Source organism: Simiduia aestuariiviva (genome assembly GCF_014192475.1).
GTDB classification, from domain to species: Bacteria; Pseudomonadota; Gammaproteobacteria; order Pseudomonadales; family Cellvibrionaceae; genus Simiduia; species Simiduia aestuariiviva.
Genome location: NZ_JACHXZ010000004.1, coordinates 356,750 through 378,806, shown reverse-complemented (window position 1 = coordinate 378,806; position 22,057 = coordinate 356,750). Strand labels below are relative to the sequence as shown.

The window sequence follows — 22,057 nt, the reverse complement described above, 5'->3', positions numbered from 1 at the left end:
GCGCGCTGGCCCCTGCTAATCTGTGGTGCCTTGTCGGGTCTACGACAAGGTAACTGCATACAGCAACATCCTGTTATGATGTGCCCGCCTTGAATGCTAGATAATCCACAATAAAATCATCGAGGGTTGTATCATTAACGCCTTTTCCGGAACGTCGCCGAAACTGCCGCCGGGCTTGAGCCAATGGCTCGCCCGACTGCTCGCAGTGCCCGCCATTTGGTGGCAGCGCGTCGGCCTGTTATTACTCGTACTTTGGTTTACCTACAGCCTGGCCAAGTTGGTCTGGTTGCTCGCCGCTCAACCCTCTGCGTTTGTGGCCGAAGGCCAGTCGGTAAATTTGCCGCTGTTAACCGCAGAGCCCGCAGCACAAGCACTGGATATCGACGCTTTTGCCCAACTCAACCCCTTTGGCAAAGCCGCTGAAGAGCCGGTTGAGGAATCCTTCGCGCCCTCCATCGAGGATGAGGCGCAGGAAACTCGGCTGCAGTTGCAGCTACAGGGGGTCATCGCTACCGGTGATGCCAAACTCGACAAAGCCATAATCGCCAATGGCTCGGCGCAAGACCTCTATGCCATTGGCGATGCGCTGCCGGGTGGCGCCAATGTAAAGCTGAGTAAAGTCCTCTCCGACCGCGTTGTGATAGAGAACAATGGGCGGTATGAATTGTTGTGGCTGTACGATAAGTCAGAGCGCGCCAAGCCCACGCCCGCTGCGGCACCTCCAAAGCAATTGCGCGCCAGTGCTAAAATCTCGCGCGACGTCGCCCAGCGCTATGCCGACACCCGAGATCTCACCGCTAAGTCTCTGGCCGATGTTGTGAAGATTAGCCTCAAGCGTGAGGGTGCCGAGGTCATGGGTTTTGAAGTGCGGCCCGGGCGCGATCGGGACGTCTTTGATGCCATGGGCTTACAAGCTGGCGACATTGTCACCGCGGTTAATGGCACGCCCATGGCCGATCAAGCCACCGCCATTCAAGTGGCCAAGTCCCTGCGCAGCGCGCGCTCGGCAAGGCTTACCGTATTGCGCGGTGGCGAAGAAACAGAAATTAATATTTCTCTAGAATGAAATGTCCTAGAGATACACCAATGAAAAAAACCGGTAATAAGAAGATCATTGTGAATAAAGCCGTGCATAAGACCTCCCAATTTTTTGCCAGCGCACTGTTGGTGGCCAGCTTACTGACCCTGCCCGTCGAAGCCGCCGGTCCTGTCTATACCGTCAACTTCAAAGATGCTGACATTCAGGAAGTGGTCAAGTATGTGGCCGATACCACGGGTAAAACATTCATTGTCGACCCCGCGGTAAAAGGCCGGATAAAAGTCATTTCCTCCAAGCAAATGGACGCAGAGGAACTCTATAATTTATTTTTAGCCGTGTTGGATGTACACGGTTTTGCCGCCATTGAATCTGGCAATGTGACTCGCATAGTCAGTTCAAAAGAAGCGCGCAGCCTGCCGCTGGAAGTAAAAGATTCAGCCAAGCGTGGCAACGACGGCATGATCACCCAGGTCATACAGTTGAAAAATGTGGCGGCGTCCAAGGCCTTGCCCGTGCTGCGTCCAATGGTGCCACAGCACGCCCACATGGCGGCCTATGACCCCAGCAACGCCATTATTATTACCGATACCGAAGCCAACATCGCGCGCCTGCAGGATGTGATTGATCGCATTGACCGCGCCGCGGTATTCACCACTGAGCTGGTGCACCTGAAACACGCCGGCGCGGAAGATTTAGTGCGCATTTTGACGCAACTCCAGCGCCAGGAGGCAGGCAAGGCGGGCAACGACAATGCGCCAATGTTCGTGGCCGACAAGCGCTCGAACGGCATATTAATCTCCGGTGACGACCTGTCGCGCACAAAAATGAAGCAACTGATTGCCCGCCTCGATATGCCGCAACAGCAAAGCGGCAATGTGCAGGTGATCTACCTCGAATACGCCGAGGCAAAACAGGTCGCCACCGTGCTCACCAATGTGGTGAAAAACATGTCCAAGTTGGACAAAACCGAAGGCGCGACGAACACTGAAACCAGCGTTGAGGCCGACGAAGACACCAATTCGCTACTGATCACCGCCGACCCCGCCACACTCGAGTCGCTAAAGGCCGTTATCGCACGCTTGGACATCCGGCGCGCGCAGGTGTTGGTAGAGGCCATCATCGTGGAAATGTTGGACGACAACTCGAAAGAGCTGGGAATTCAATGGTTATTTGGCAACAACAACGGCGCCTTTAGCACCTCGTCGCTGAGGAACGGTTCCCTGGCCGGCGCCGGCGAATTAGACCCTGGCAAAGAAAATGAAGCGGGCATTATCGGTACCTTGGCGGGCTTGGCAAACGCTGTGGAAGGTCAGACCTTGGGCCAATTGAGCACAGGTGGTAACAATGACTTTTTAGTGTTGATCAACGCCCTGCAAAAACAAACCGATGCCAATATTTTATCGACACCGAGTTTGCTCACCTCAGACAACCACACCGCCACCATTAACGTGGGTCAAAATGTTCCCTTTGTGACGGGTTCATTTTCCAATCCGGGCACGGGCGGGGGCAGCGGTGGTGCCAACCCCTTCCAAACGATTCAGCGTGAAAACGTAGGCATTATGCTGGAGGTGACGCCGCACATTAACGAAGGCAATTCGGTGGTGATGGAGATCAAACAGGAAGTCTCCAGCATCGCAGGCAATACCTCGGTGTCGGCCTCCGATTTGATTACCAACAAGCGCACCATTGAAACCCGTATTCTCGCCGCTGACGGTGAAGTGGTTGTGTTGGGCGGACTGATGAAAGACGACCTACAAACGGGCGAACAAAAAGTGCCAATTATGGGTGACATACCTTTATTGGGCCGCTTGTTTCGCTCTAATTCCACTAAAGTGGTTAAAAGCAATTTGATGGTTTTCATTCGCGCTACCATCATTCGCGATGACGACAGCTTGCGTGGCGCCACCGCTGAAAAATATAAATACATCTACGATTTGCAGCAGAAATCTGCCAGCGACAGCGAGCTGTTTTTCCGCGCGCCCAAGCAAACAAAAATGCAGACGTGGGACGATCGCGATCAAAGTCTATTTATTATGCCTGGCGCAGATAAGCAAGAAGTTGAGCAGGGCCAGTAACAGTCATGAGCGAGTTATTGCCTTTTAGCTACGCACAAACCCACGGGGTGTTGAGTACCGATGGCGAGCTGTTGCACAAGCCCGGAATCAATTACCAAGTGATCGCCGAATTGCAACGCCATTTTGGTGGCGAGCCACTGACGTTGGTGGAAATTCCCGAGGCGGATTTTAAGCAACGTTTGAAGGACGTTTATCACGACGATTCCGATGCCGCGCAACAAGCCGTGGCCGATATGGATTTGTCGCAACTGGTCGACGACATTCCCGAAGAGGGTGACCTGTTGGCGGGCAATAACGATGCGCCGGTCATTCGTCTCATTAACGCAATTCTCGCGCAAGCACTGAAAGCCAAGGCGTCCGATATTCACTTGGAACCCTGTGAAGACCGCGTCGCCGTGCGCTTTCGCGTTGACGGCGTGCTCAATGAAGTGCTGCAGGCCAAAGCCCAGTTGGCGCCGTTGATTAACTCGCGCATCAAAGTCATGGCGCGATTGGACATTGCCGAAAAACGCTTGCCGCAAGATGGTCGCATGTCGGTGACCTTGGCAGGGCATACCATCGATATTCGCGTGAGCACCTTGCCGTCGGCCTACGGTGAGCGCGCGGTACTGCGTATTTTAGATCAAGCCGCAGGCGCGTTGAAATTGCACCAACTGCAGATGCCCACAAAAACCCATAACGCCTTTGCCGGCGCACTGAAAAAACCGCACGGTATCATTTTAGTTACGGGTCCCACCGGCTCTGGTAAAACCACCAGCCTGTATGCCGGCTTGACAGAAATTAATGACCGGTCGCGCAACATCATGACCATTGAAGACCCGGTGGAATACTTGCTGCCGGGTATCGCGCAAACACAGGTCAATGCCAAGGCCACCATGACATTTGTGCGCGGATTGCGCGCCATTCTGCGACAAGATCCAGACGTGGTAATGATCGGCGAAATTCGCGACGGAGAAACCGCCAGCATCGCTGTGCAATCGTCGCTAACCGGCCACTTGGTGCTGTCGACCTTGCACACCAATACCGCAATTGGCGCAGTGACCCGACTGCTCGACATGGGCGTCGAAGCCTTTTTATTGTCGTCCAGTTTAGATTTGATCATGGCTCAACGGTTGGTGCGCCGACTGTGCGAATGCAAGCAACCCCACAAGCCCTCGCCGGCGGAGTGCGAGCAGTTGGGTTTTGAGCCCGAGGTGGAAATATTTTCTGCCAAGGGCTGCGATTTGTGTGGCAATACTGGCTATAGAGGGCGGCTGGGCATCTACGAACATATCGTGATTGACGAGCAAATGCGCCAGTTGATTCACGAGGGTGCCGGCGAACAAACGATGCTTGCCTACGCCCGTCAGTTTAGCCCTTCCATTCTCGATGCGGGCAAGGCGCGCATCATCGCCGGCGAAACCAGCGTGGAAGAAGTCTTGCGCGTGACGACGCTAAGTTAACCTATGCCAGCCTTTTCCTACCAAGCCATAGACGCACAGGGGCGCCAACAAAAAGGCGTGATAGAGGGCGATTCCGAACGCGCCGTGCGCGCCGATTTGCGCGCGCGCAACCTCAAGCCCATCAGCGTCAAGCCCGCGGGTCGCAATGCCGCCGAAGGCAGTGCCAGCACCGGGTTTAGTTTTCAGCTGCCCAAGTTTCACCGGCGCATAAAAGACTCTGATTTAACGGTGTTGACGCGCCAATTGAGTTCGTTACTCAACTCTGGCATGCCGCTGGTGGAAGCGTTGCAAAGCACCGCTAATCAACAGCGCAAGCAACCGTTGAAAGAAATGATTTTGCAGGTGCGCTCGCGCGTTTTGGAGGGCCACAGCTTTGCCCAAGCGCTGGCAGAGGCACCCTATGCCTTCGACAGTATGTACCGGGCATTGGTGCGCGCAGGCGAAAGTGCAGGTTATTTGGGGCCGGTACTGGAGCGATTAGCCGCGTATACAGAGTCCACCTTTGAAACCCGTCAGCGGGTCAAAATGGCAATGATTTATCCGGTGGTGTTGTTGGTGGTGAGCGTGGGTGTTATCGGTATGCTGATGACCTTCGTGGTACCAGAATTGACGCAGGTGTTTGCCCACAGCTCCAGAGAATTGCCAACACTCACAAAAGTATTGATTAGCGTGAGCAATTATTTGAGTCGCTGGGGATTGTGGACCATGTTGGCCCTGTTGCTCGCCATAATGGGCGTGCAAAAGTGGCTGCAAAAACCTTCGCGTACGCTCGCTTGGCACAACATGATTTTGTCGATGCCGGTCTTCGGCGAGATCAGTGCGCAAATTAACTCCGCGCGCTTTGCATCAACCTTAAGTCTGTTGACCGGCAGTGGTGTACCACTGCTCGATGCAATAAAAATATCTACCCAAGTCATGACCAATGCGGTCATGGCGCGCGCCAGCGAAAAGCTAGCGGTAGACGTGCAGGAGGGCTCATCACTTTCGCGCGCCATGGAAAAAACAAAATTGTTTCCACCGTTGCTCGTACAAATGACAGCCAGCGGTGAATCCAGTGGCGATCTCGATAAACAGCTGGAGCACGCGGCGCGCAACATGGATCGCGAATTGGAATGGCGACTGGCTTCCGCGCTCGGCATTATGGAGCCGCTGGTGGTGGTCGTAATGGGCGTGCTGGTCACCGGTATCGTCATGGCAATTTTACTGCCGATATTTGAAATGAACACAATGGTGTAAACGAGGGACACAATATGAATAGGATTAATGCTGCGCAACGCGGTTTCAGTTTAATTGAAATTATGGTGGTGCTGGTAATACTGGGCCTGCTCATCAGTATCGTTGCGCCCAACGTACTGGATCGGGCCGATAGCGCGCGTGTTCAAAAAGTGTTTGCGGATTTCAAAGCCATAGAGACATCGCTGAAATCCTATCGATTGGATAATTTTTCCTATCCCACCAGTGAACAGGGATTGGATGCGTTGGTAAGCAAGCCATCGCTGGACCCGATTCCCAAGCGCTACCCTGCAAATGGCTATTTGGATTCGCTGCCAAAAGATCCGTGGGGCAATGCCTATTTGTATATTAGCCCCGGCGAGCACGGCACGGTGGATATCTATACTCTGGGTGCCGATGGCGTGGCTGGCGGTGAAGGCCAGAACGCCGACATCGGCAACTGGCAATCCATGAGCGATTTCGAGTCTTAATAGCGTGCGCCATCAGCGTGGATTCACACTCATCGAATTGATGGTGGTGCTGATGTTAATCGGCCTCGCCATCGGCATGGTGGATTTGAATCTCGGTGGCAATGAGGAGCGCAAGGCGCGCCAGTATGTTGACCAAACCTATCGACTATTGCGTTTTGCGGACGAAAGCGCAGCGTTGCAAGGTGATTTACTGGGCTTGCAGATGGAAACCACCATTGAAGGTGATATCGGCTTGACGTGGCGACGCCTGCGCGCTGGCGCATGGGTGCCAGCGGAGGAGCCCTTTGTGGACGGCGAGCTGCCCAGTAGTCTCCAGCTTGAGCTGCGCATTGACGATCAACCCGTTCAGCTGGCCAAGAGGGCGCAGACGCCGCAAGTGGTGTTCAGTGGCAGTGGAGAAATATCTAATTTTGAGCTGCGATTCGCACATCAAGATCGGCCCATTGGATTAATTGCCGTGGATGTGACCGGTGATTTGGTGCAGGCAGACAGCTATGAACCGTGAGCGCGGTTTTAGTCTGGTCGAAGTGTTGGTGGCGCTCATGGTAGTGGGCTTGGCGCTACCGGCGTTGATGGGGCAAATGCAGGCCCAGACGGATAGCCAGGCACTGTTGCGCAACAAAACCTTGGCGCTCTACGTGGCACAAAACAAAATCGTTGAATACCGACTGCGCAAGCGCGAACCCAACGCGAGTATCGGCGATTCGGAATCTGGTGATGTGGAGATGGGGGGCGCGCGCTGGTATTGGCGCGCTACCACAACGCGCTTCCCCGATATTCAAGCACAGCAAATTGAAGTGTTGGTAGGTTTGTCGCCCGATGAAACCTTGAGCTCAGTTGTGGCGGTGTTCAATGAGTAGGCGAGTGCGCGGCTTCACCTTGGTTGAAGTACTCATCGCGATTTTTATCGCCGCCATTATTGCGACATTGGCGGTGCAATCACTCAGCTCGGCGACCACGGCGATGGAGCGCGGCAAAAACCTGAGTGATCAATTGGCGGAACTGGATCGTTTTTTTCTCGTGCTTGAGCAGGACTTGCGCACCGTGCGCATAGGGCGCGACTTTAATTTTCAGTCAGAGGCGGTGAGTCAAAGTTTGTCCGGCGCGACCGCCACTGCCGATGATACGTTTTTAGGCTATGGCGAGGCCTTTGAAACGCAGGACATCAAGCAGCAGCGCAAAAATCTTTTGGCGGATATAGATACTGATCACCGCTTTCTGCAACTGGTGCGCGGCGATTGGGTAAATTTTGGTGTGCGCCCGCGCAGTGACTTACAGCATGTGACTTACGCGTGGCACAAGGGCGCGATCTGGCGTTTTTTTCGGCCCATCGATAACGAAGTTTTTGGCGATAATCCGCCGTCCGATGCCGTGTTTTACGAAGATGTTTCGCTCGCGCGGCGGCTGGTGACACAAGTGGATAATTTGCAGATGCGGTATCTTGCAGCGGGCAGCGCGTCGGCCAACGACAGCAGTTGGTCAGAGACCTGGCCGCCCGCCGCCAGTCGTTCCGGTGGCAGCAACGCGAATCCGCTGCCACAGGCAGTGGAAGTCGTCATTGAATTGCAAAATGTGGGCGAAGTGCGGCGCGTTATGTTATTGGGCATTGAAAATTGAAGGCGCGTCAGCGGGGGGCCGTGTTGATACTGGCGCTACTCATCGTGGCGTTGGTGGCCACTTTGGCGGTCAATTATGCCAGTCAAATGATGCTGGTACAGGCGCGGGCGGAAAATCGCTTGTACGGCGCGCAGCAAGAAGTCTATGCCGATTCGATGATCGACATGGCGGCGCGGCTGCTGAAAACCGACGCGGAAAATGGTGAATTAGACCACTTGCAAGAAGATTGGGCCTTTCCCGGTGGCGCCAGCTACAGCGTAGAGGGCGGTGCCATTTCCGGCGCGCTAGCCGACGCGCAAGCAGTGTTTAATATCAACAATTTGCAAAGCCCGATCGCCGACAAACCGAACCCTCAAGACCCCACGCGATTTTCTGAAGCACAGCGGCGGTTCATTCGGTTGTTACAGACCTTTGATGGCAATCAAGGCGCAGGTGGCAAGGCGGGCGCCGATCGAGACGGCCGAGCAGAGGCTGATCCCAATGCACCTCCGCCGTTGGTTATCGATGTTAACCAAGCAATAATGATAACCGAGGCCATTGCCGATTGGCTCGATGCCGATGACGAGCCCACCGGTTACGGCGGGGCGGAATCACTGCAATACCAGCAAATGGGCGTAACCTGGGTGCCGCCCAATGCGGCCATGGAGTCCATTGAGGAATTGAAACTCGTCCAGCACATTACGCCGGAAATCTATCAAGCCATTCGGCCTTATATAACGGTTCTGCCTGAAGCTAACACTAGCCTTAACATCAACACGGTGGCTGAGGTTAAACTATTGCAAACTCTGAACGCCGCCGATCAGCTGGTGCCGCTTAAGGCCGAGGATCTGGGTGCCTTTGGCAGTTGGCGAGGCGAGACAGGCTTTACCGCCAGCTCGGACCTCGCCAGTCAGCCTGATTTTCAAGCGTTGCTCAACGGCGCCAATCTGGACGTTGCAGGCTTGAGTGTGAGTACAGAGTATTTTTGGCTGACGGTCGATGTACAACTGGCGGAAAAGGTCATCAATCGACGCATGTTATTGCAGCGCAAGGGCGGTGATATTAAGGTTCTAGCCCGCTTTGCCTCCGGCCAACAAACGGCCATGCAAGTGCTGTTGCAGGGCGATGCCGATGCCGATGCCAATGGCGAGGACGACGAGCGCGATGGCGGTGGCCGTGTAGACGGCGATCGCGGAGGAGACCGCGGCGACGGTCGAGGCGACAATAATTCAGATGATAAGCGATAACGCTATGACCACAGACGCGCTGCCCCAACCGGCAATAAATGACAGTGAATTGAGCGCTACCAGCTCGGCGTTGGAGGGGCTCTATCTCTATCCTCAGCCGCTGGGCGAGGCCACACCTGACACGCCCGCCGAGCCACGCTATCGCTGGCGCCGATTGAGCGCGGGCCAGTGGACCGAAATGCAAACCGGTGATGTGAATGCCTTGTGCGACGCCCTGCCTCAGTGGCCTGCACAGGCGATCATGGTGGTGCCGGCGGAAGCTGTAGTGACTCGATCGTTGCTGGTAGCGCCGGGAGAGCGACGCTATTTTAAAAAGCTCGCGCCCTTTCAGTTGGAAGAAGACATCATCGATGATGTCACCGACCTGCATTTTGTGTACGGGCCCTTGGGAGACGAGGGGGTGGATTTGGCCTATTGCCGAACAGACCTTTTGAACCAATGGTTGGCGCCCTTCTTCGAGCGCGAACTACCGGTCTCGTATGTGATCAGTGCGGCGTCGTTGTTGCCCGACAGCGCGGGTGATGAATGGGTGTTAATGCTCGATGATCAGCGCTGTTACTATCGCCTATCCACGACCCGGTTTGGCGCTGTGCAGCCAGCACTGGTGCCAATGTTTTTGGCAAGTTTAGCCAATGACCACAAGCCCGCTCGCATTCAACTGCTGGCGACGGGCGACGCGCTGTTGACTCAACTTGCAGACGCACTGCCCCCGTCACTCGCCCAGGCCAGTCTGTTCAAGCGCTTGGTCACAGAGCCTCTCGCCGCGTCAGCGAGTGCCCCAAATCTAGCGGTGGAGCAATTTTCCCCGCGCATTCCATTGAGCCGTTGGTTGGGCTTAATCAAGCTCCCTGCAGTGTTACTTTTGGCGGGCTTGTGCGTGCACCTCACAGTGGCACTGACCGAATGGCAGATTGCAACCAATCATACCCAGGCACTAAAAGCCGCCATCACGGAACGCTATCGGGCGGCAGTGCCGAGCGGCGCCATCAGCGACCCGCTCAAACAGCTGCGCAATCAGGTGAATCGCCTTGGCTCGGGTGCACAGGGCAGCAATGCGTTGAGCGTGCTCTCGCGGGCGGTGCCGGTGTTAACGGCAAGGTCGGGGGTCGAAGTTAAAAATTTACAGTTCTCCAATGATGCACAAGAACTGAGGCTCACGATCCAAGCGCCGGCGCTGGCGGACATCGAAGCACTAAGTAGCCAATTTAAGGCTCAGGGTTTTGGCGCTGAGGTCTTGTCAGTGAATGTAAACAATGGCGTCCATCAGGCGCGCATGAAGGTGACACGCAAATGAGCCTCGATAAAATTCTTGGGAAACTCCTCTATGGTCGCCCGCGCCGCGAACAGGCCCTATTGGCGGGCGGCGCAGTGGCGATAGCAGTCATGTTGGTGTGGCTTGTGGTAGTGCAGCCGATCAATGGGTTGCGCGATAACGCCAGGCAAACGTTGGCGCGCACCCAACTCACCTATGCTGAGGTGGATCAATTGGCTGCGCGCCTTGAGGCGAGTCGCGGCAACGCTACGCAACAGCGCAGCGCGCGCGGTGGCAGCATGACTGAGTTGATCGATAGTAGCTTGCGCGCGCAGGGGTTATCTATTCGGGGCATTCAGCCGGGGCAGCAAGGCGAAATGTTCGTGCGCCTAGAGGCATCACCGACCCAAGCCGTGTGGCGTTGGCTCTATGAAATGGAGGCGGTAGCAGGCGTGACCATCAATGAATTGACCATCAATCCCACCGAAAAAGAAGGTTGGGTTTTGTTAACCGCACGGCTTGAGCAGGCACGCTAACCCATGGCAACGGCAGTGAAATTGAACGTGAGCTATTGGCGCTGGAGCTTGGCCGGCGTGTGTGTGTTGCTCGGTTGGCTATTGTGGTTGGCGCCGGCCAGCCTGCTCGCCAGTGCCGCCGCTGGCGGTGGTCTGCAATTGCAGGGGTTGAGCGGCAGTTTTTGGGCGGGCTCCGCGGAATCGGCGCGACTGCAATTAGCGCCGCACCAAGGTCGGCAGCTGGTTTTTGATTTAGGGGAGTTGGACTGGCAACTGGAGCCCGCATCGCTGCTGAGTTTGCAGGCCTGTGCACAGGTTCAGGCACTGCTTAAGGCGCAGCAATTTAAAGGGCGCGTGTGTCACAGTCTAGCGGGCACTACAGTACTGAGCGGCCTGCGCTTACAGATGCCCGCGAGTTTTCTGCGCCTGATGGCGCCCATTGAAGCGGCGGGCCAGGTCATGTTGGCGCTCGATGAGGTCACCCTGTCGGGCAATCGCATCGACACTATTTCCGGCAGCGGGCGCATCGAGCAGTTGGCGCTCCAAGTTGAGCGCGATTGGTTGCATTTGGGCAATTTGGATCTATTGCTGGCGGGACCGGTTGGCGGGCCTTATACCGCATCGTTAATCAGTGATGATCAAGCTATTCAGTGGCAGGCCCAAAGCGATCAGCTGGCATTCGGTTTGGCGGGGCTAGAGACCCGCTTATCGTCGCGGTTGCGTTTGTCTGAATCCTACCGCTTGCAGTGGGGCAATGGCTTGGCGCTGCTCGGCTTTGAAGCGCGCGGCGACGAATACCTCATGGAACTGCAGTTGCCGTGAAAGCCTTTGTGGGTTGGCTGTTGGCCCTGTGCGTGTCGGTCTCCGCCCATGCCGAGTGGCACTATGAGCGCGCGGCCATCATGGGCACCGAGATCAGCGTCTATCTCTGGCACGAAGATGCCACCCAAGCCGCCCGCGCGGCAGCGGCGGTCATGGACGAAATGCGCCGCGTCGATCAATGGTTGAGCCCCTGGATCGAAACCTCGGAGTTATATCGGCTCAATGCACAGGCCGCCATGTCGCCGGTACCGGTGTCCCCGGAATTACTGCAATTGTTGGATAAATCGCTCTACTACGGTGAATTGAGCGGAGGCGCCTTCGACATTACCTTCGCCTCCGTAGGTTTCTACTACGACTATCGGGCGGGTACACAGCCGGCGGCCGAGGCGCGTGAACGACTGTTGCCCGCCATTAATTATCGGCGAATTAAACTCGACCATCAGGCGCGCACGGTTTTCTTTGACCACCCAGATTTACGTATCGACTTGGGCGGCATTGCCAAGGGTTACGCGGTGGATCGCGCGGTCGCGCGGTTGCGTGAACACGGCGTAACACACGCCTCAGTGAGTGCCGGTGGCGACAGTCGAATGCTGGGTGACAAGCGTGGCCGGCCGTGGATCGTCGGGGTAAAGAATCCGCGCGACGCCGATGCGTTGGCGCTTAAATTGCCATTGAGCGACACGGCCATGTCCACCTCAGGGGACTACGAGCGATTTTTCATCGACGAACACGGCCAACGGGTACACCACATTCTCAATCCGCGCACCGGCCAATCCACCGCTGGGGTCATGAGTGTGACAGTTTTGGGCCCTTCGGGCTTTGATACAGACCCGCTATCCACGACGGTGTTTGTGTTGGGGGTGACTAAAGGTTTGGCGTTGATCGAGCGGCTGCCAAATTTTGATGCCATTATTATCGACGCAAAGGGGCAGGTGCATTTCAGCAGCGGTTTGCAAGCGCCTGACTCCAATTGACGATACGCGCTTCTTTTCCCGAAGTTGGGTGCGTAGAATCGGGCTTTTGTGGCCTGCGGCAAAGAAATTATACTCGCGAGTCCCTAGACTGTGGTTTGTTTTTGTCTCTGCATTTTGCGAGATCAAAAGGGTGCTCAAGCGCCTTGCTCAAAACCTGTACAAAATGATTTACGCGCCAAAAATTGAAAGGAATTTTCCAATGCTCAATCGGATGGGTTGGCTGGCAACGGCACTGTGCTTGGTGATGTCGGCCACAAGTGCCTCGGTGTTTGCTCAAGATGCCAGCGAAGTAGAAGCGCTCAAGCAGCGGGTACTGGAACTCAACCGCGATCTATTGATTCTGGAAGAGGAATTGCTGTATCCCGCCAATAGTCAGGTAAGCGTATTTTTGTCCATGGATGTGGGCAAATTTTTCCGTTTAGACGCCGTCAAATTGCTCATTGATGACGAGCTCGTAGCCAGCCATTTGTACACGGAGCAGCAGCTTGATGCACTGTTTCGGGGCGGCGTTCAGCGCTTATATATGGGCAATCTAAAAGCCGGCGAACACGAGGTGAGTGCCGTGTTTGTTGGTCAGGGGCCCGATGGCCGGGACTACAAGCGTGGAGCGCGGCTCACCATCGACAAGGACGAAGATCCGAAAGTGTTAGAAATTCGCATCAACGATTCCACCGCGCGTATGCAACCGGACTTCGATATAAAGGAATGGGATAACTGATTGTGAGGATCTGTTGGGCTAGATCTCTCGCTCGGTCGTTAACGGGGTGGGCGATAATCAGTTGCGCCACGGTTACCGCCGCCGACAAGGCTGAACCTCTGCCGTCTTCTGTGGCCGATCTGCGCTACGGTGTCACGTTATTTGAGTACTACCAGCAAAACTATTTCGCCGCACTCAGTGAGCTGATGGTGGCCGAGGCGCGCGGCGGTATTCAGGGCCATAAAGACAACCCTCAAATCATCGCCGGTGCCATCGGTTTGGCCTTTGGTATGGAGCAGCGTGCGGGCACGGCTTTCAGCGAACTGCTCACCGAAAATAAACCCTTAAATGTGCGCGATACGGCCTGGTTTTATCTCGGCAAACTGCAATATCAGCAAGGCGATTGGCAGGGCGCACGCGATAGTTTTGACAATATTTCTGCGGAGATAGACCGCAGCCTGGCGCGCGAACTTTCCGCCATGCGCCTTCAAATCTATCTTCGCAATGAAGACTATCAGGCGGCGCAAATTCTCTACAACCAATTACCTGACATGGGCAATTGGCATGAATTGGTCAACTACAACCTGGGCGTGGCGTTGGGTCGGCAAGGTGAAAGCATAAATGCATTGACCTATTTGCGCGCGGCAACCTCGACCCCATTGCGTGAAAATCCCATCGAGCAAAAATTACAGCGCGCGCTGCGCGACCGCGCTTTTACCGCCATGGGTTATGTTCATATTCAGCAAGGACAATACCAAAAGGCCATCGCCGCGTTTAATCAAGTGCGGTTGAGCGGCCCCTATTCCGATCGTGCGCTGCTGGGCTTGGGCTGGGCGCAGGCGGCGCTCGAAAATTTCGAACTAGCTTTGGCACCTTGGCAAAAACTGAATGAAGGCTCTCTGCAGCAGGTCAGCGTACTGGAATCCATGTTGGCTGTGCCCTACGCCTACGAGCAACTTGGCGCCGACGTTGCGGCACTGGATGCCTATGAAGGCGCTGAACAAATATTTGTTCGCGAGCTAGAAAAAATCCAAGCATTGCGAGACCAGTTGGCCGGCGACTACTTGCTGGAAATCATTCGCTCCCATGGCGGCCAGGAAAACCAAAGCTGGTTTGCGCTCGACACAGAAGTTTCACTTAAACCTGAACTGGCGTATTTGTCTGAGATTTTTGCAAGTAACGACTTTCAATCCCGAGTGCAAGCAGTGCGCGATTTACTGTTTATGCAAGAAACCCTTGCGCAGTGGCAGCGCAAGCAAGAAATTTACGCGGATTTGTTGGTACAGCGCGGGCTACTTCGCAGTGAAAAAGTGGCTGCCATGCAAGCGTCGGGAAAGATGGATCAAGAACTGCCATTGCGCGAGCAGGCGCGAGAAATACATGGCTGGTTAATGCAGATAGAGAAGAATCAAGATTATATCGCCTTGGTCACCGATGAGGACATGCTCGATCAATTAGATCGTATTCAGGGTGCCCAGAATGCCTTAGCGCAAATGCAGCAAGCGGGTGAGTCTGTTGAGTGGGAGCAACAGCAATTAGATTTTTATCGCGGTGTTTTACTGTGGCAGGCACAGGAACAATTTAGCGCGAATCTATGGGCCCAAAAACGCGCTGTGGCAAGCCTCAATAGCGAATTGGATAACCTGAATCGCGCAGGTACGTCCCTGCGCAAAGCCATTGATGAAGCGCCAGAAATTCTACCTTACCAGCAGCGCATGCTGGCGCTAGACCAGCGTTTGGCAGCCGCGACGGTTGCCATTGATCGACAAATGTTAGTGGAAGAGCAGGCCTTGCACGGACAGGTAATCGCCGCACTGGATGCACAACAAGTGCGTATTAAAAACTATTTGGCTCGAACGCGACTGAGTGTTGCGCGCCTATATGACGAGCGGTTAAAGCAGTAATGGCGCGCATCCCGTGTATTAAACGACCTTTGGCATTGGCGCTGTCTTTAGCGGGACTACTCACGGTTTCGGCGTGCAGTATGTTCGACGAAGATGCGCTAATAGATGACAGCCCAAAGTTATCTGCGTTGCAGCCAGCGCGTTTGCCGGAAGTTAAGCCCTTGGTGGCAGATACAGAGTTGGCGGTGGTTCAGCAGCGCTATCAGATGGCGCTAGAGGTGGCGGAAGATGAACGCATCAAGCGTGACATCTACGAGCGGTTAGCCGAATTAAGTATGTTGCGTGCCGAGCAAAAGCTGTTAGACGGAACCGAGGACCCTACGCCCTATTTCAACGATGTGATTGTGCAGTACGAGGCGTTACTCGCCATCACCATGGACGAACTCTACGATCCAAATAAACGACAAGAGGCCATATACCAGCTGGCCAAAGCCCATGCATTAGTGGGTAATGTCGAGGCCTCGAATGCGGTATTGGGTCAGCTCACAGAGCATCATCCCGAGGGCAGCTTTGTGGCCGAAGCGCAGTTTCGTCGCGCCGAGGCGGCCTTCAGTGCCGGTAACTATGTCACTGCCGCAGATCGCTATCAGGCGGTAATGGATGCGGGCCCGCACACACCCTATTACATTAACGCGACCTACATGCACGGTTGGAGTATGTTTAAGCGTGGCTGGTATGCCCAGTCGTTGGATTCGTTTACCACGGTGTTGGATCGTTTGCTGCCGCCGGGCGCTGATGCCGCCAGCTTGACCGCTAGCAATCGCAATTTGCTCACCGATTCACTGCGCATTATGGCGGTGACTTTTTCCTATTTAGACGGCGCTGACACAATTGAAAACACCTACGCCAGCAAGGGCAAGCGCCACTACCACCACTTGCTGTACAGCGCCCTCGGTGAACTCTATTTAGAAAAAGAGCGGTACCGCGATAGTGCGGATACCTATGGACACTATGTGTCGAATAATGCGCTAGACCAATATTCGCCCGCGTTTTCCGTGCGCCAGATTGAAGTTTATGGCCAGGGCAATTTCCCCTCGTTGATATTGCCGGCCAAAGAAGATTATGTGCGCATTTATGGGTATACCAGTGCCTACTGGAGCACGCTGACGGATGCCGAACGGCAGCCGCTGCGCACCCATTTGCACAGTTATCTAGATGAGCTGGCAAGTTACGAACACGCCAGTGCACAACAGGCCCAGATTGATATCGATAAGCTGAAATCGTCGGAGCGCGCCAAATTGGCGCCAGCGCTTCAGGCCAAACGCTCGCAGCATTATGCGCAAGCGGCACTCTGGTATTCGGAATTCATTAGCACCTTTCCGGACGATAAAAAAACGCCTGAAATGGCATTTCTGATGGGCGAGGCGCTGTTTGAAGCGGATCAGCTCGAAGCCGCATTTACGGCATTTGAACAAGTCGCTTATCAATATAAAGATGCCATCCGGGGCGCCGAAGCTGGCTACAGCGCGATTCTGGCCGCCACCGAAATGACTGGGCGCGCTACTGTGGACGTAGCAGATCAGCAAGCGTGGCAAGATTTAAAAATATCGAGTTCACTGCGTTTTGCCCAGACTTATCCAAAGGATGCGCGGGCGGCGGCGGTATTGACCCAAGCAGCCAATGAATTGTTGGCGCAAGGTAAACCCAATGACGCCATTGCCGCCGCCATTCAGGTGACTCAGTGGCAGCCGCAGCCGGACGCGGCACTGCGCAAAACCGCGTGGTTGGTATTGGCACAAAGTTATTACGACACCACCCAGTTTGAGTCGGCGGAATACGCCTACAATCAAGTGCTGGATTTGCTACCTGCACGGGACCCCCAGCGCGAGGACATAAAAACTCGCATCGCCGCCAGCGTGTTTAAACGCGCCGAACAATTGATTGCCGCTGGCAGTATCGCACTTGCTGTAGAACAGTTAATACGCGTGCAGGCATTGGCGCCGGACAGCGATATTGCCATCAGCGCGCAGTACGATGCCGCGAGCTACTTGATGGACTTAGAGCGCTGGCAAGAGGCAGAGGAGCTGTTGTTGGCATTTCGCCGACGCTACCCAAATCACGCACTGACGCCAAATATCACACCAAAAATGGTGTTGATTTATGAGCGCAGTGAAAATTGGTCGGCGGCTGCCGACGAACTGTTAAAGCAAGCGCGCAACAGTCAAGACCCGGCGTTGCAACAACAATCTCTGTATGTGGCGGCGGAATACTACGAGCGCGATGGCAATACGAAAAACGCTATAAATTATTATCGCGAATATGCACACAATTACCCGCAACCGTTTAGCCAGAACCTAGAGGCGCAGTACAAGCTCAGTGAACTCTATCGCGTCGACGGCAACAAACAGAATCGAGATTACTGGTTGCGAAAGATCATCGAGACCGATCGCACCGCGGGCGACAATCGCACCGACAGATCCATTTATTTGGCGGCCATGGCAACCAGTGTGCGGGCAGACGATTTTTATCGGACCTTTGAAAAAATTCCGCTAAAACTGCCACTAAAGCAATCCTTAGCGAAAAAGAAAAAAGCGCTACAGGACACGCTCAATTTATATCAATCCTTGCTCAAGTACGGCGTTGCCGAATACACCACGCAAGCAAGTCACCGCATCGGCGCCATTTATTCGCAACTCAGCCGCGACCTCATGGATTCCCAACGGCCCCGGGGATTGGATGAGTTGGAATTAGAGCAGTATGAAATTCTGCTGGAAGAACAGGCCTTTCCATTTGAAGAGCAGGCCATCGAAATTTTCGAGGCCAACGCGCAGCGCGCCTGGAGCGGTACATACGATGAATGGGTCAAACACAGCTTTAGCGAGCTGGAGCGATTACTGCCCGCGCGCTACCGCAAACCGGAAGCCCTGATGGAGTACAGCGATGCCCTGCACTAAGTATCTCGGTATCGGCCTGTTGCTGCTATTAACAGCCTGTGCGACGCCAAAGCCGCAGCCCGAAACGGTGGACACCGCCGCGCCCACGGAAGCGCCCGACAGCGCCACGCCCGACAGCGCCACGCCCGCAGCCCCGCGCCCAGTGACACCCAACCCCTATGCGGCGCAGCCCGAGCCCGATGACCCGGCTGCGCGAGCGCTGCTGTTGAAGGCCAATGAAGCCATGGCGGAACAGGCGTGGGGTAAGGCGGAACCCTTATTATTGCAAGCCATTGCGCAGGCGCCGGAATACTCGGGCATCTACTACAATCTAGGGCGCGTTTATCATCAGCTCAATCGGCCTGCCGAAGCGATGTTGCGATTTCAAAACGCCATTGCCGTCAACGACAAAAATATCTACGCCTACAATGCGCTGGCGGTACTCAAGCGTGAACAGGGCGACTTTAGCGGCGCGGAAACGCTCTATAAACAAGCGCTGAATATATGGCCCGATCACGCTGACAGCCATAGAAATTTAGGCATTCTGTACGATCTCTACATGGGTCGACTACACGAGGCGCTGGCGAGTTATCAGGCGTATCAGGCGTTGCAAGAGCAGCCAGATCGCTTGGTTACGGCCTGGATTGTGGATTTGGAACGCCGACTGCCAGCGCCGTCGTCAGAGCTGGAAACAACGCCTGTGGAGGCCCCATGAACCCTTGGCTACCGATTCTTTTACTGGCCATTTGTGGCTCTGATTTCGCATTTGCCCAAGACGTAACCTTGGGCACTACCGTGACCGGCAATCAGGAGCAACCCAAGGTGCTGTATATCATTCCTTGGCAGAATGCACAGCGCAGTGACACCCTACAGGGTAATATGGATTCAGCCCTATCGGATGTCTTCAAGTTGGTTGATCGCACCGAGCTGCAGCGCGAAATAGATGCCATAGAAACCTTATTACCCAATACCAAAAGTCCAACCATTGTTGAACACTGAGTTTTAGAACCGAGGAATATCACATGGATTTCATCAACACCATCGTCCGCTTCTTTCAAGAAGGTGGACCTTTTATGTACCCCATTTCCTTCGTGCTGGTGGTGGGTTTGGCCATTGCTTTGGAGCGATGGTTATTTTTAACCCACGCCAAAATCAGTAATCGACGCGCCTTTGATCGCATCCTGCCAATGCTGTCTAAGGGGGAGTACAAAAAGGTGGTTGCCATGGGCAATAGTGAAGATGCGCCGGTAGCCCGCATGGTTGCATCCGGCGTCGCACGTATGGCCGAGTCCCAGCGTCGCGATGACATTGAGCTTGCGATGGAAGAGGGCGTCATGGAAGCGGTACCGCGCTTGGAAAAGCGCACACCCTACCTCGCTACGCTGGCAAACATCGCCACATTATTGGGCTTGTTGGGCACCATTATTGGTTTGATTGCCGCCTTTACCGCAGTCGCAAATGCCGACCCCACTGAAAAAGCGACCTTGCTGTCGCAATCCATTTCAGTGGCGATGAACACCACCGCCTTTGGGTTGATTGCCGCAATTCCACTCCTGCTGCTGCACGCCATGCTGCAAACGAAAACGACGGAAATCGTCGATAGCCTGGAGATGGCCGGTGTGAAATGTTTGAACCTGATGGCCAGTGCTCGGGCTGTGGCGACCAAGACGCGCACCCAGGATGCTTCTCAGTAATCAGCGCAGGCACGGCCACGCGCACACACTGAACACTGACAAAAAGGTTTACTCATGTTGAGACACAAACACAGACACAAGCCGGAGGCCGAACTCGACATTACGTCGTTCATGAACCTCATGATTGTGTTGGTGCCCGTTTTGCTGCTCTCTATGGTGTTCTCGCACATTACCGTTCTCGATCTAAAGCTGCCCGACCTAGCTTCAGACCCAGCCTCTACGCCGGACACACCAGACCAGTACACACTGGAGGTGGTGATCTACCCGGAGGGCTTTGTGGTCAATCAGCCGGCTGGCCGCAAGTTGCGCAGCATTCCCGCGCTAACGACGGGAGAACAGGACTACCAAACCCTGTCGGAAATTCTACAAGCGGTAAAGGCACGCTTAGCTGAATTGGGGCAGGAAAAGCGAGACATTGTGGTGCTATCGCGAAAAGACACGGATTATCAAACACTGGTATCGGTGATGGATACCGTGCGTTCATTTAAAGCGGTCTTGGCCGCCAGTGAAGTGGATGCTGAATTATTCCCCGATGTTTCCCTGGGCGACGCGCCGAGCAATATCGGTTTTGATGCGACCCCAGTTGTCGAGGGAGGGACGGCGCCATGAAGCAATCACTCCGCGCGAAGCGCATGGCAAAACACCACAAGCGCACGAAGAACCAATCCAAACTGAATTTGGTGTCGCTGATGGATATTTTCACCATCTTGGTGTTCTTTCTGTTGGTAAATTCCTCTGACGTTGAAGTTTTGCAGACCGATAAAACCATTACGCTACCGACATCCACCGCAGAGACCATGCCCGATACGACTGTTGTGGTGCGTGTGAATGCTACTGATGTCTTGGTGGGCGGGCGGCCCATCGCCAAAGTTGACGCGGTGATGGCGGAAGCGGGAAACAATATTCCAGCGCTGGCGCAAGAGCTCAAATTTTTGAGCGCTAATGCGCGGCCATTGACTCCCGAAGAACAATTGCAAGGGCGCGCCGTAACGATTATGGGCGACAAGGACATACCCTACACCTTGCTGAAAAAAGTCATGGCAACCTGCGCCGAAAACGAATACCGCAATATCGCATTGGCTGTGTCTAAAGCAGCCAGTGAAGATGCGGAAACGGAAACTTAAGGCGGGGATTATGCTAGCAAAACGACAGGTCATTATCCCACCCAGTTTGCTCTTGCCCTGGTCTTCACTGGAGCATGACAACGAGCGCTACAAGAAAATATTGCTCGTGCTATGCGTGGCTTTTTTACTCTTTGGTGTTGTGATCCCGTTCATTAGCGTGCCGGAAATCACGCGTGAAAAGGCGGCAGAGCTACCGCCCCAGTTGGCGAAAATCATCCTTGAGAAAAAGGCACCAGCGCCGGCACCCAAACCGAAGGAGCCCGAGAAGCCTAAGGAAGAGCCCAAGGAAAAGCCAAAAGAGGAACCCAAACCCAAGGAAAAGCCTAAAGAGGTTGAGCCTCCAAAACCCGACGTTGCAAAAGCGCGCGAAAAAGCCGCCAGTTCAGGCTTGCTGCAATTTCAGGACGACCTGATGGACATGCGCGAAGCCTTGGATGCATCGGACGTGGCCAGCGCTAATATCACCCGTGGCGCAGCCCAGGCGGAGCAGTTAGATCGCTCGATGATCACCAGTGGCGCCAAGTCCACATCTGGTGGCATCAACAATGCCGCCGTCAGTCGGGATACGGGCGGTGTGGCACTGAGTGGTCGGGAAACCACCAAGGTGGATTCCAAATTGGCCGCGGGCGGCACGGCAGTTAAAGCGAGTAAAAACAATCGCGATGTGTCGGGCCGTAGCGAAGAGGAAATTCGCCGCGTCATGGACAAAAACAAAGCCGCTATCTTTGCCATATACAACCGCGCACTGCGCAAAAACCCCACGCTACAGGGCAAGGTGGTGGTCAAAATGGTCATTGAGCCCAATGGGTCTGTGAGTGGCACGACCTTAGTGTCGAGCGACTTAAATGATCCAGAGCTAGAGAGTAAAATTCTGTCGCGCCTGAAGTTGATTCGCTTTGCGGCGAGCAATGTCACCCAGACGTCGCTCAATTACTCCTTTGACTTCCTGCCCTACTGAGGAGACTCCATTTGCCAAACTAAAAGCCGGTTCGCCGGCTTTTTTATTTTCTATATCCTCTGGCGGGTTGTGTAAATCGCGCGTAGATTAAACGGGTATAGCCCGCCCTTGGGTGCGCTGAGGCGCTTACGCGGCAGTCAAC

22 protein-coding genes are annotated in these 22,057 nt (G+C 54.7%); all 22 read left to right on the top strand.

From position 1 onward, the window contains the following. The first annotated feature begins 175 nt into the window (after positions 1-175). Entirely contained in the window at positions 176-1,066 is an 891-nt protein-coding gene (gene gspC, locus FHS30_RS14670) for a type II secretion system protein GspC (protein WP_183911261.1), read from the top strand. 20 nt (positions 1,067-1,086) lie between these two features. Continuing rightward, complete coding sequence (gene gspD, locus FHS30_RS14665; protein ID WP_183911260.1) at positions 1,087-3,114, top strand: type II secretion system secretin GspD; 2,028 nt, start codon at positions 1,087-1,089, stop codon at positions 3,112-3,114. 5 nt (positions 3,115-3,119) lie between these two features. Beyond that, positions 3,120-4,556, top strand: coding sequence for a GspE/PulE family protein (locus FHS30_RS14660; RefSeq protein WP_183911259.1), 1,437 nt, complete (start codon positions 3,120-3,122; stop codon positions 4,554-4,556). A 3-nt stretch (positions 4,557-4,559) separates the two neighbouring features. Further along, positions 4,560-5,792 carry a type II secretion system inner membrane protein GspF gene (gene gspF / locus FHS30_RS14655; RefSeq protein WP_183911258.1) on the top strand — a complete coding sequence of 411 codons (1,233 nt, stop codon included), beginning with the start codon at positions 4,560-4,562 and terminating at the stop codon, positions 5,790-5,792. A 14-nt stretch (positions 5,793-5,806) separates the two neighbouring features. Next, the gene (gene gspG / locus FHS30_RS14650) at positions 5,807-6,259 is read left to right on the top strand and encodes a type II secretion system major pseudopilin GspG (protein ID WP_183911257.1); all 453 of its coding nucleotides are present in this window, start codon (positions 5,807-5,809) and stop codon (positions 6,257-6,259) included. Positions 6,260-6,263: 4 nt separating this feature from the next. Beyond that, entirely contained in the window at positions 6,264-6,764 is a 501-nt protein-coding gene (gene gspH, locus FHS30_RS14645) for a type II secretion system minor pseudopilin GspH (RefSeq protein ID WP_183911256.1), read from the top strand. Then, positions 6,754-7,119, top strand: a complete 366-nt coding sequence (gspI, locus tag FHS30_RS14640; RefSeq protein WP_183911255.1) for a type II secretion system minor pseudopilin GspI — start codon at positions 6,754-6,756, stop codon at positions 7,117-7,119. The genes gspH and gspI overlap by 11 nt, the downstream gene beginning before the upstream one ends. Then, the gene (locus FHS30_RS14635; RefSeq protein WP_183911513.1) at positions 7,112-7,876 is read left to right on the top strand and encodes a type II secretion system protein GspJ; all 765 of its coding nucleotides are present in this window, start codon (positions 7,112-7,114) and stop codon (positions 7,874-7,876) included. Before gspI ends, FHS30_RS14635 begins: the two co-directional genes overlap by 8 nt. 20 nt (positions 7,877-7,896) lie before the next feature. Then, on the top strand, positions 7,897-9,102 hold the full coding sequence (locus FHS30_RS14630; protein ID WP_183911254.1) for a general secretion pathway protein GspK: 1,206 nt from the start codon (positions 7,897-7,899) through the stop codon (positions 9,100-9,102). A 4-nt stretch (positions 9,103-9,106) separates the two neighbouring features. Beyond that, positions 9,107-10,396: a type II secretion system protein GspL gene (gspL, locus tag FHS30_RS14625; protein WP_221197322.1), complete on the top strand. Its 1,290-nt coding sequence runs from the start codon at positions 9,107-9,109 to the stop codon at positions 10,394-10,396. Then, positions 10,393-10,890, top strand: a complete 498-nt coding sequence (locus FHS30_RS14620; protein ID WP_183911252.1) for a type II secretion system protein M — start codon at positions 10,393-10,395, stop codon at positions 10,888-10,890. The genes gspL and FHS30_RS14620 overlap by 4 nt, the downstream gene beginning before the upstream one ends. Positions 10,891-10,893: 3 nt before the next feature. Beyond that, the gene (gene gspN / locus FHS30_RS14615; RefSeq protein ID WP_183911251.1) at positions 10,894-11,691 is read left to right on the top strand and encodes a type II secretion system protein N; all 798 of its coding nucleotides are present in this window, start codon (positions 10,894-10,896) and stop codon (positions 11,689-11,691) included. After that, complete coding sequence (locus FHS30_RS14610; RefSeq protein WP_425502384.1) at positions 11,688-12,665, top strand: FAD:protein FMN transferase; 978 nt, start codon at positions 11,688-11,690, stop codon at positions 12,663-12,665. The genes gspN and FHS30_RS14610 overlap by 4 nt, the downstream gene beginning before the upstream one ends. A gap of 244 nt (positions 12,666-12,909) precedes the next feature. Beyond that, positions 12,910-13,383 (top strand): AraC family transcriptional regulator, encoded by a 474-nt coding sequence (locus tag FHS30_RS14605; protein WP_246341383.1) that lies wholly within the window; start codon positions 12,910-12,912, stop codon positions 13,381-13,383. Positions 13,384-13,385: 2 nt separating this feature from the next. Then, the gene (locus FHS30_RS17405) at positions 13,386-15,266 is read left to right on the top strand and encodes a tetratricopeptide repeat protein (protein WP_183911249.1); all 1,881 of its coding nucleotides are present in this window, start codon (positions 13,386-13,388) and stop codon (positions 15,264-15,266) included. Positions 15,267-15,346: 80 nt separating this feature from the next. Beyond that, on the top strand, positions 15,347-18,160 hold the full coding sequence (locus FHS30_RS14595) for a tetratricopeptide repeat protein (RefSeq protein ID WP_183911248.1): 2,814 nt from the start codon (positions 15,347-15,349) through the stop codon (positions 18,158-18,160). Next, positions 18,147-18,854 carry a tetratricopeptide repeat protein gene (locus FHS30_RS14590; RefSeq protein WP_183911247.1) on the top strand — a complete coding sequence of 236 codons (708 nt, stop codon included), beginning with the start codon at positions 18,147-18,149 and terminating at the stop codon, positions 18,852-18,854. The genes FHS30_RS14595 and FHS30_RS14590 overlap by 14 nt, the downstream gene beginning before the upstream one ends. After that, positions 18,851-19,138, top strand: coding sequence for a hypothetical protein (locus tag FHS30_RS14585; RefSeq protein ID WP_183911246.1), 288 nt, complete (start codon positions 18,851-18,853; stop codon positions 19,136-19,138). Before FHS30_RS14590 ends, FHS30_RS14585 begins: the two co-directional genes overlap by 4 nt. A 23-nt stretch (positions 19,139-19,161) precedes the next feature. Beyond that, positions 19,162-19,833, top strand: coding sequence for a MotA/TolQ/ExbB proton channel family protein (locus tag FHS30_RS14580; RefSeq protein ID WP_183911245.1), 672 nt, complete (start codon positions 19,162-19,164; stop codon positions 19,831-19,833). Between the two features lie 57 nt (positions 19,834-19,890). Further along, positions 19,891-20,442 (top strand): ExbD/TolR family protein, encoded by a 552-nt coding sequence (locus tag FHS30_RS14575; RefSeq protein WP_425502401.1) that lies wholly within the window; start codon positions 19,891-19,893, stop codon positions 20,440-20,442. Continuing rightward, complete coding sequence (locus tag FHS30_RS14570) at positions 20,439-20,957, top strand: ExbD/TolR family protein (protein ID WP_183911243.1); 519 nt, start codon at positions 20,439-20,441, stop codon at positions 20,955-20,957. The genes FHS30_RS14575 and FHS30_RS14570 overlap by 4 nt, the downstream gene beginning before the upstream one ends. A gap of 10 nt (positions 20,958-20,967) precedes the next feature. Further along, the gene (locus FHS30_RS14565) at positions 20,968-21,915 is read left to right on the top strand and encodes an AgmX/PglI C-terminal domain-containing protein (RefSeq protein ID WP_183911242.1); all 948 of its coding nucleotides are present in this window, start codon (positions 20,968-20,970) and stop codon (positions 21,913-21,915) included. Positions 21,916-22,057 lie beyond the last annotated feature (142 nt).

Excerpts from the sequence above, each read along its gene's own strand:
- gspF (WP_183911258.1), top strand. The coding sequence starts at position 4,560 with ATGCCAGCCTTTTCCTACCAAGCCATAGACGCACAGGGGCGCCAACAA.
- FHS30_RS14635 (WP_183911513.1), top strand. The coding sequence starts at position 7,112 with ATGAGTAGGCGAGTGCGCGGCTTCACCTTGGTTGAAGTACTCATCGCG.
- gspN (WP_183911251.1), top strand. The coding sequence starts at position 10,894 with ATGGCAACGGCAGTGAAATTGAACGTGAGCTATTGGCGCTGGAGCTTG.
- FHS30_RS14605 (WP_246341383.1), top strand. The coding sequence starts at position 12,910 with ATGTCGGCCACAAGTGCCTCGGTGTTTGCTCAAGATGCCAGCGAAGTA.
- gspD (WP_183911260.1), top strand. The coding sequence starts at position 1,087 with ATGAAAAAAACCGGTAATAAGAAGATCATTGTGAATAAAGCCGTGCAT.
- gspI (WP_183911255.1), top strand. The coding sequence starts at position 6,754 with ATGAACCGTGAGCGCGGTTTTAGTCTGGTCGAAGTGTTGGTGGCGCTC.
- gspG (WP_183911257.1), top strand. The coding sequence starts at position 5,807 with ATGAATAGGATTAATGCTGCGCAACGCGGTTTCAGTTTAATTGAAATT.
- FHS30_RS14585 (WP_183911246.1), top strand. The coding sequence starts at position 18,851 with ATGAACCCTTGGCTACCGATTCTTTTACTGGCCATTTGTGGCTCTGAT.
- FHS30_RS14580 (WP_183911245.1), top strand. The coding sequence starts at position 19,162 with ATGGATTTCATCAACACCATCGTCCGCTTCTTTCAAGAAGGTGGACCT.
- FHS30_RS14595 (WP_183911248.1), top strand. The coding sequence starts at position 15,347 with ATGTTCGACGAAGATGCGCTAATAGATGACAGCCCAAAGTTATCTGCG.
- FHS30_RS14660 (WP_183911259.1), top strand. The coding sequence starts at position 3,120 with ATGAGCGAGTTATTGCCTTTTAGCTACGCACAAACCCACGGGGTGTTG.
- FHS30_RS14590 (WP_183911247.1), top strand. The coding sequence starts at position 18,147 with ATGCCCTGCACTAAGTATCTCGGTATCGGCCTGTTGCTGCTATTAACA.
- FHS30_RS14570 (WP_183911243.1), top strand. The coding sequence starts at position 20,439 with ATGAAGCAATCACTCCGCGCGAAGCGCATGGCAAAACACCACAAGCGC.
- FHS30_RS14565 (WP_183911242.1), top strand. The coding sequence starts at position 20,968 with ATGCTAGCAAAACGACAGGTCATTATCCCACCCAGTTTGCTCTTGCCC.
- gspL (WP_221197322.1), top strand. The coding sequence starts at position 9,107 with ATGACCACAGACGCGCTGCCCCAACCGGCAATAAATGACAGTGAATTG.
- FHS30_RS14620 (WP_183911252.1), top strand. The coding sequence starts at position 10,393 with ATGAGCCTCGATAAAATTCTTGGGAAACTCCTCTATGGTCGCCCGCGC.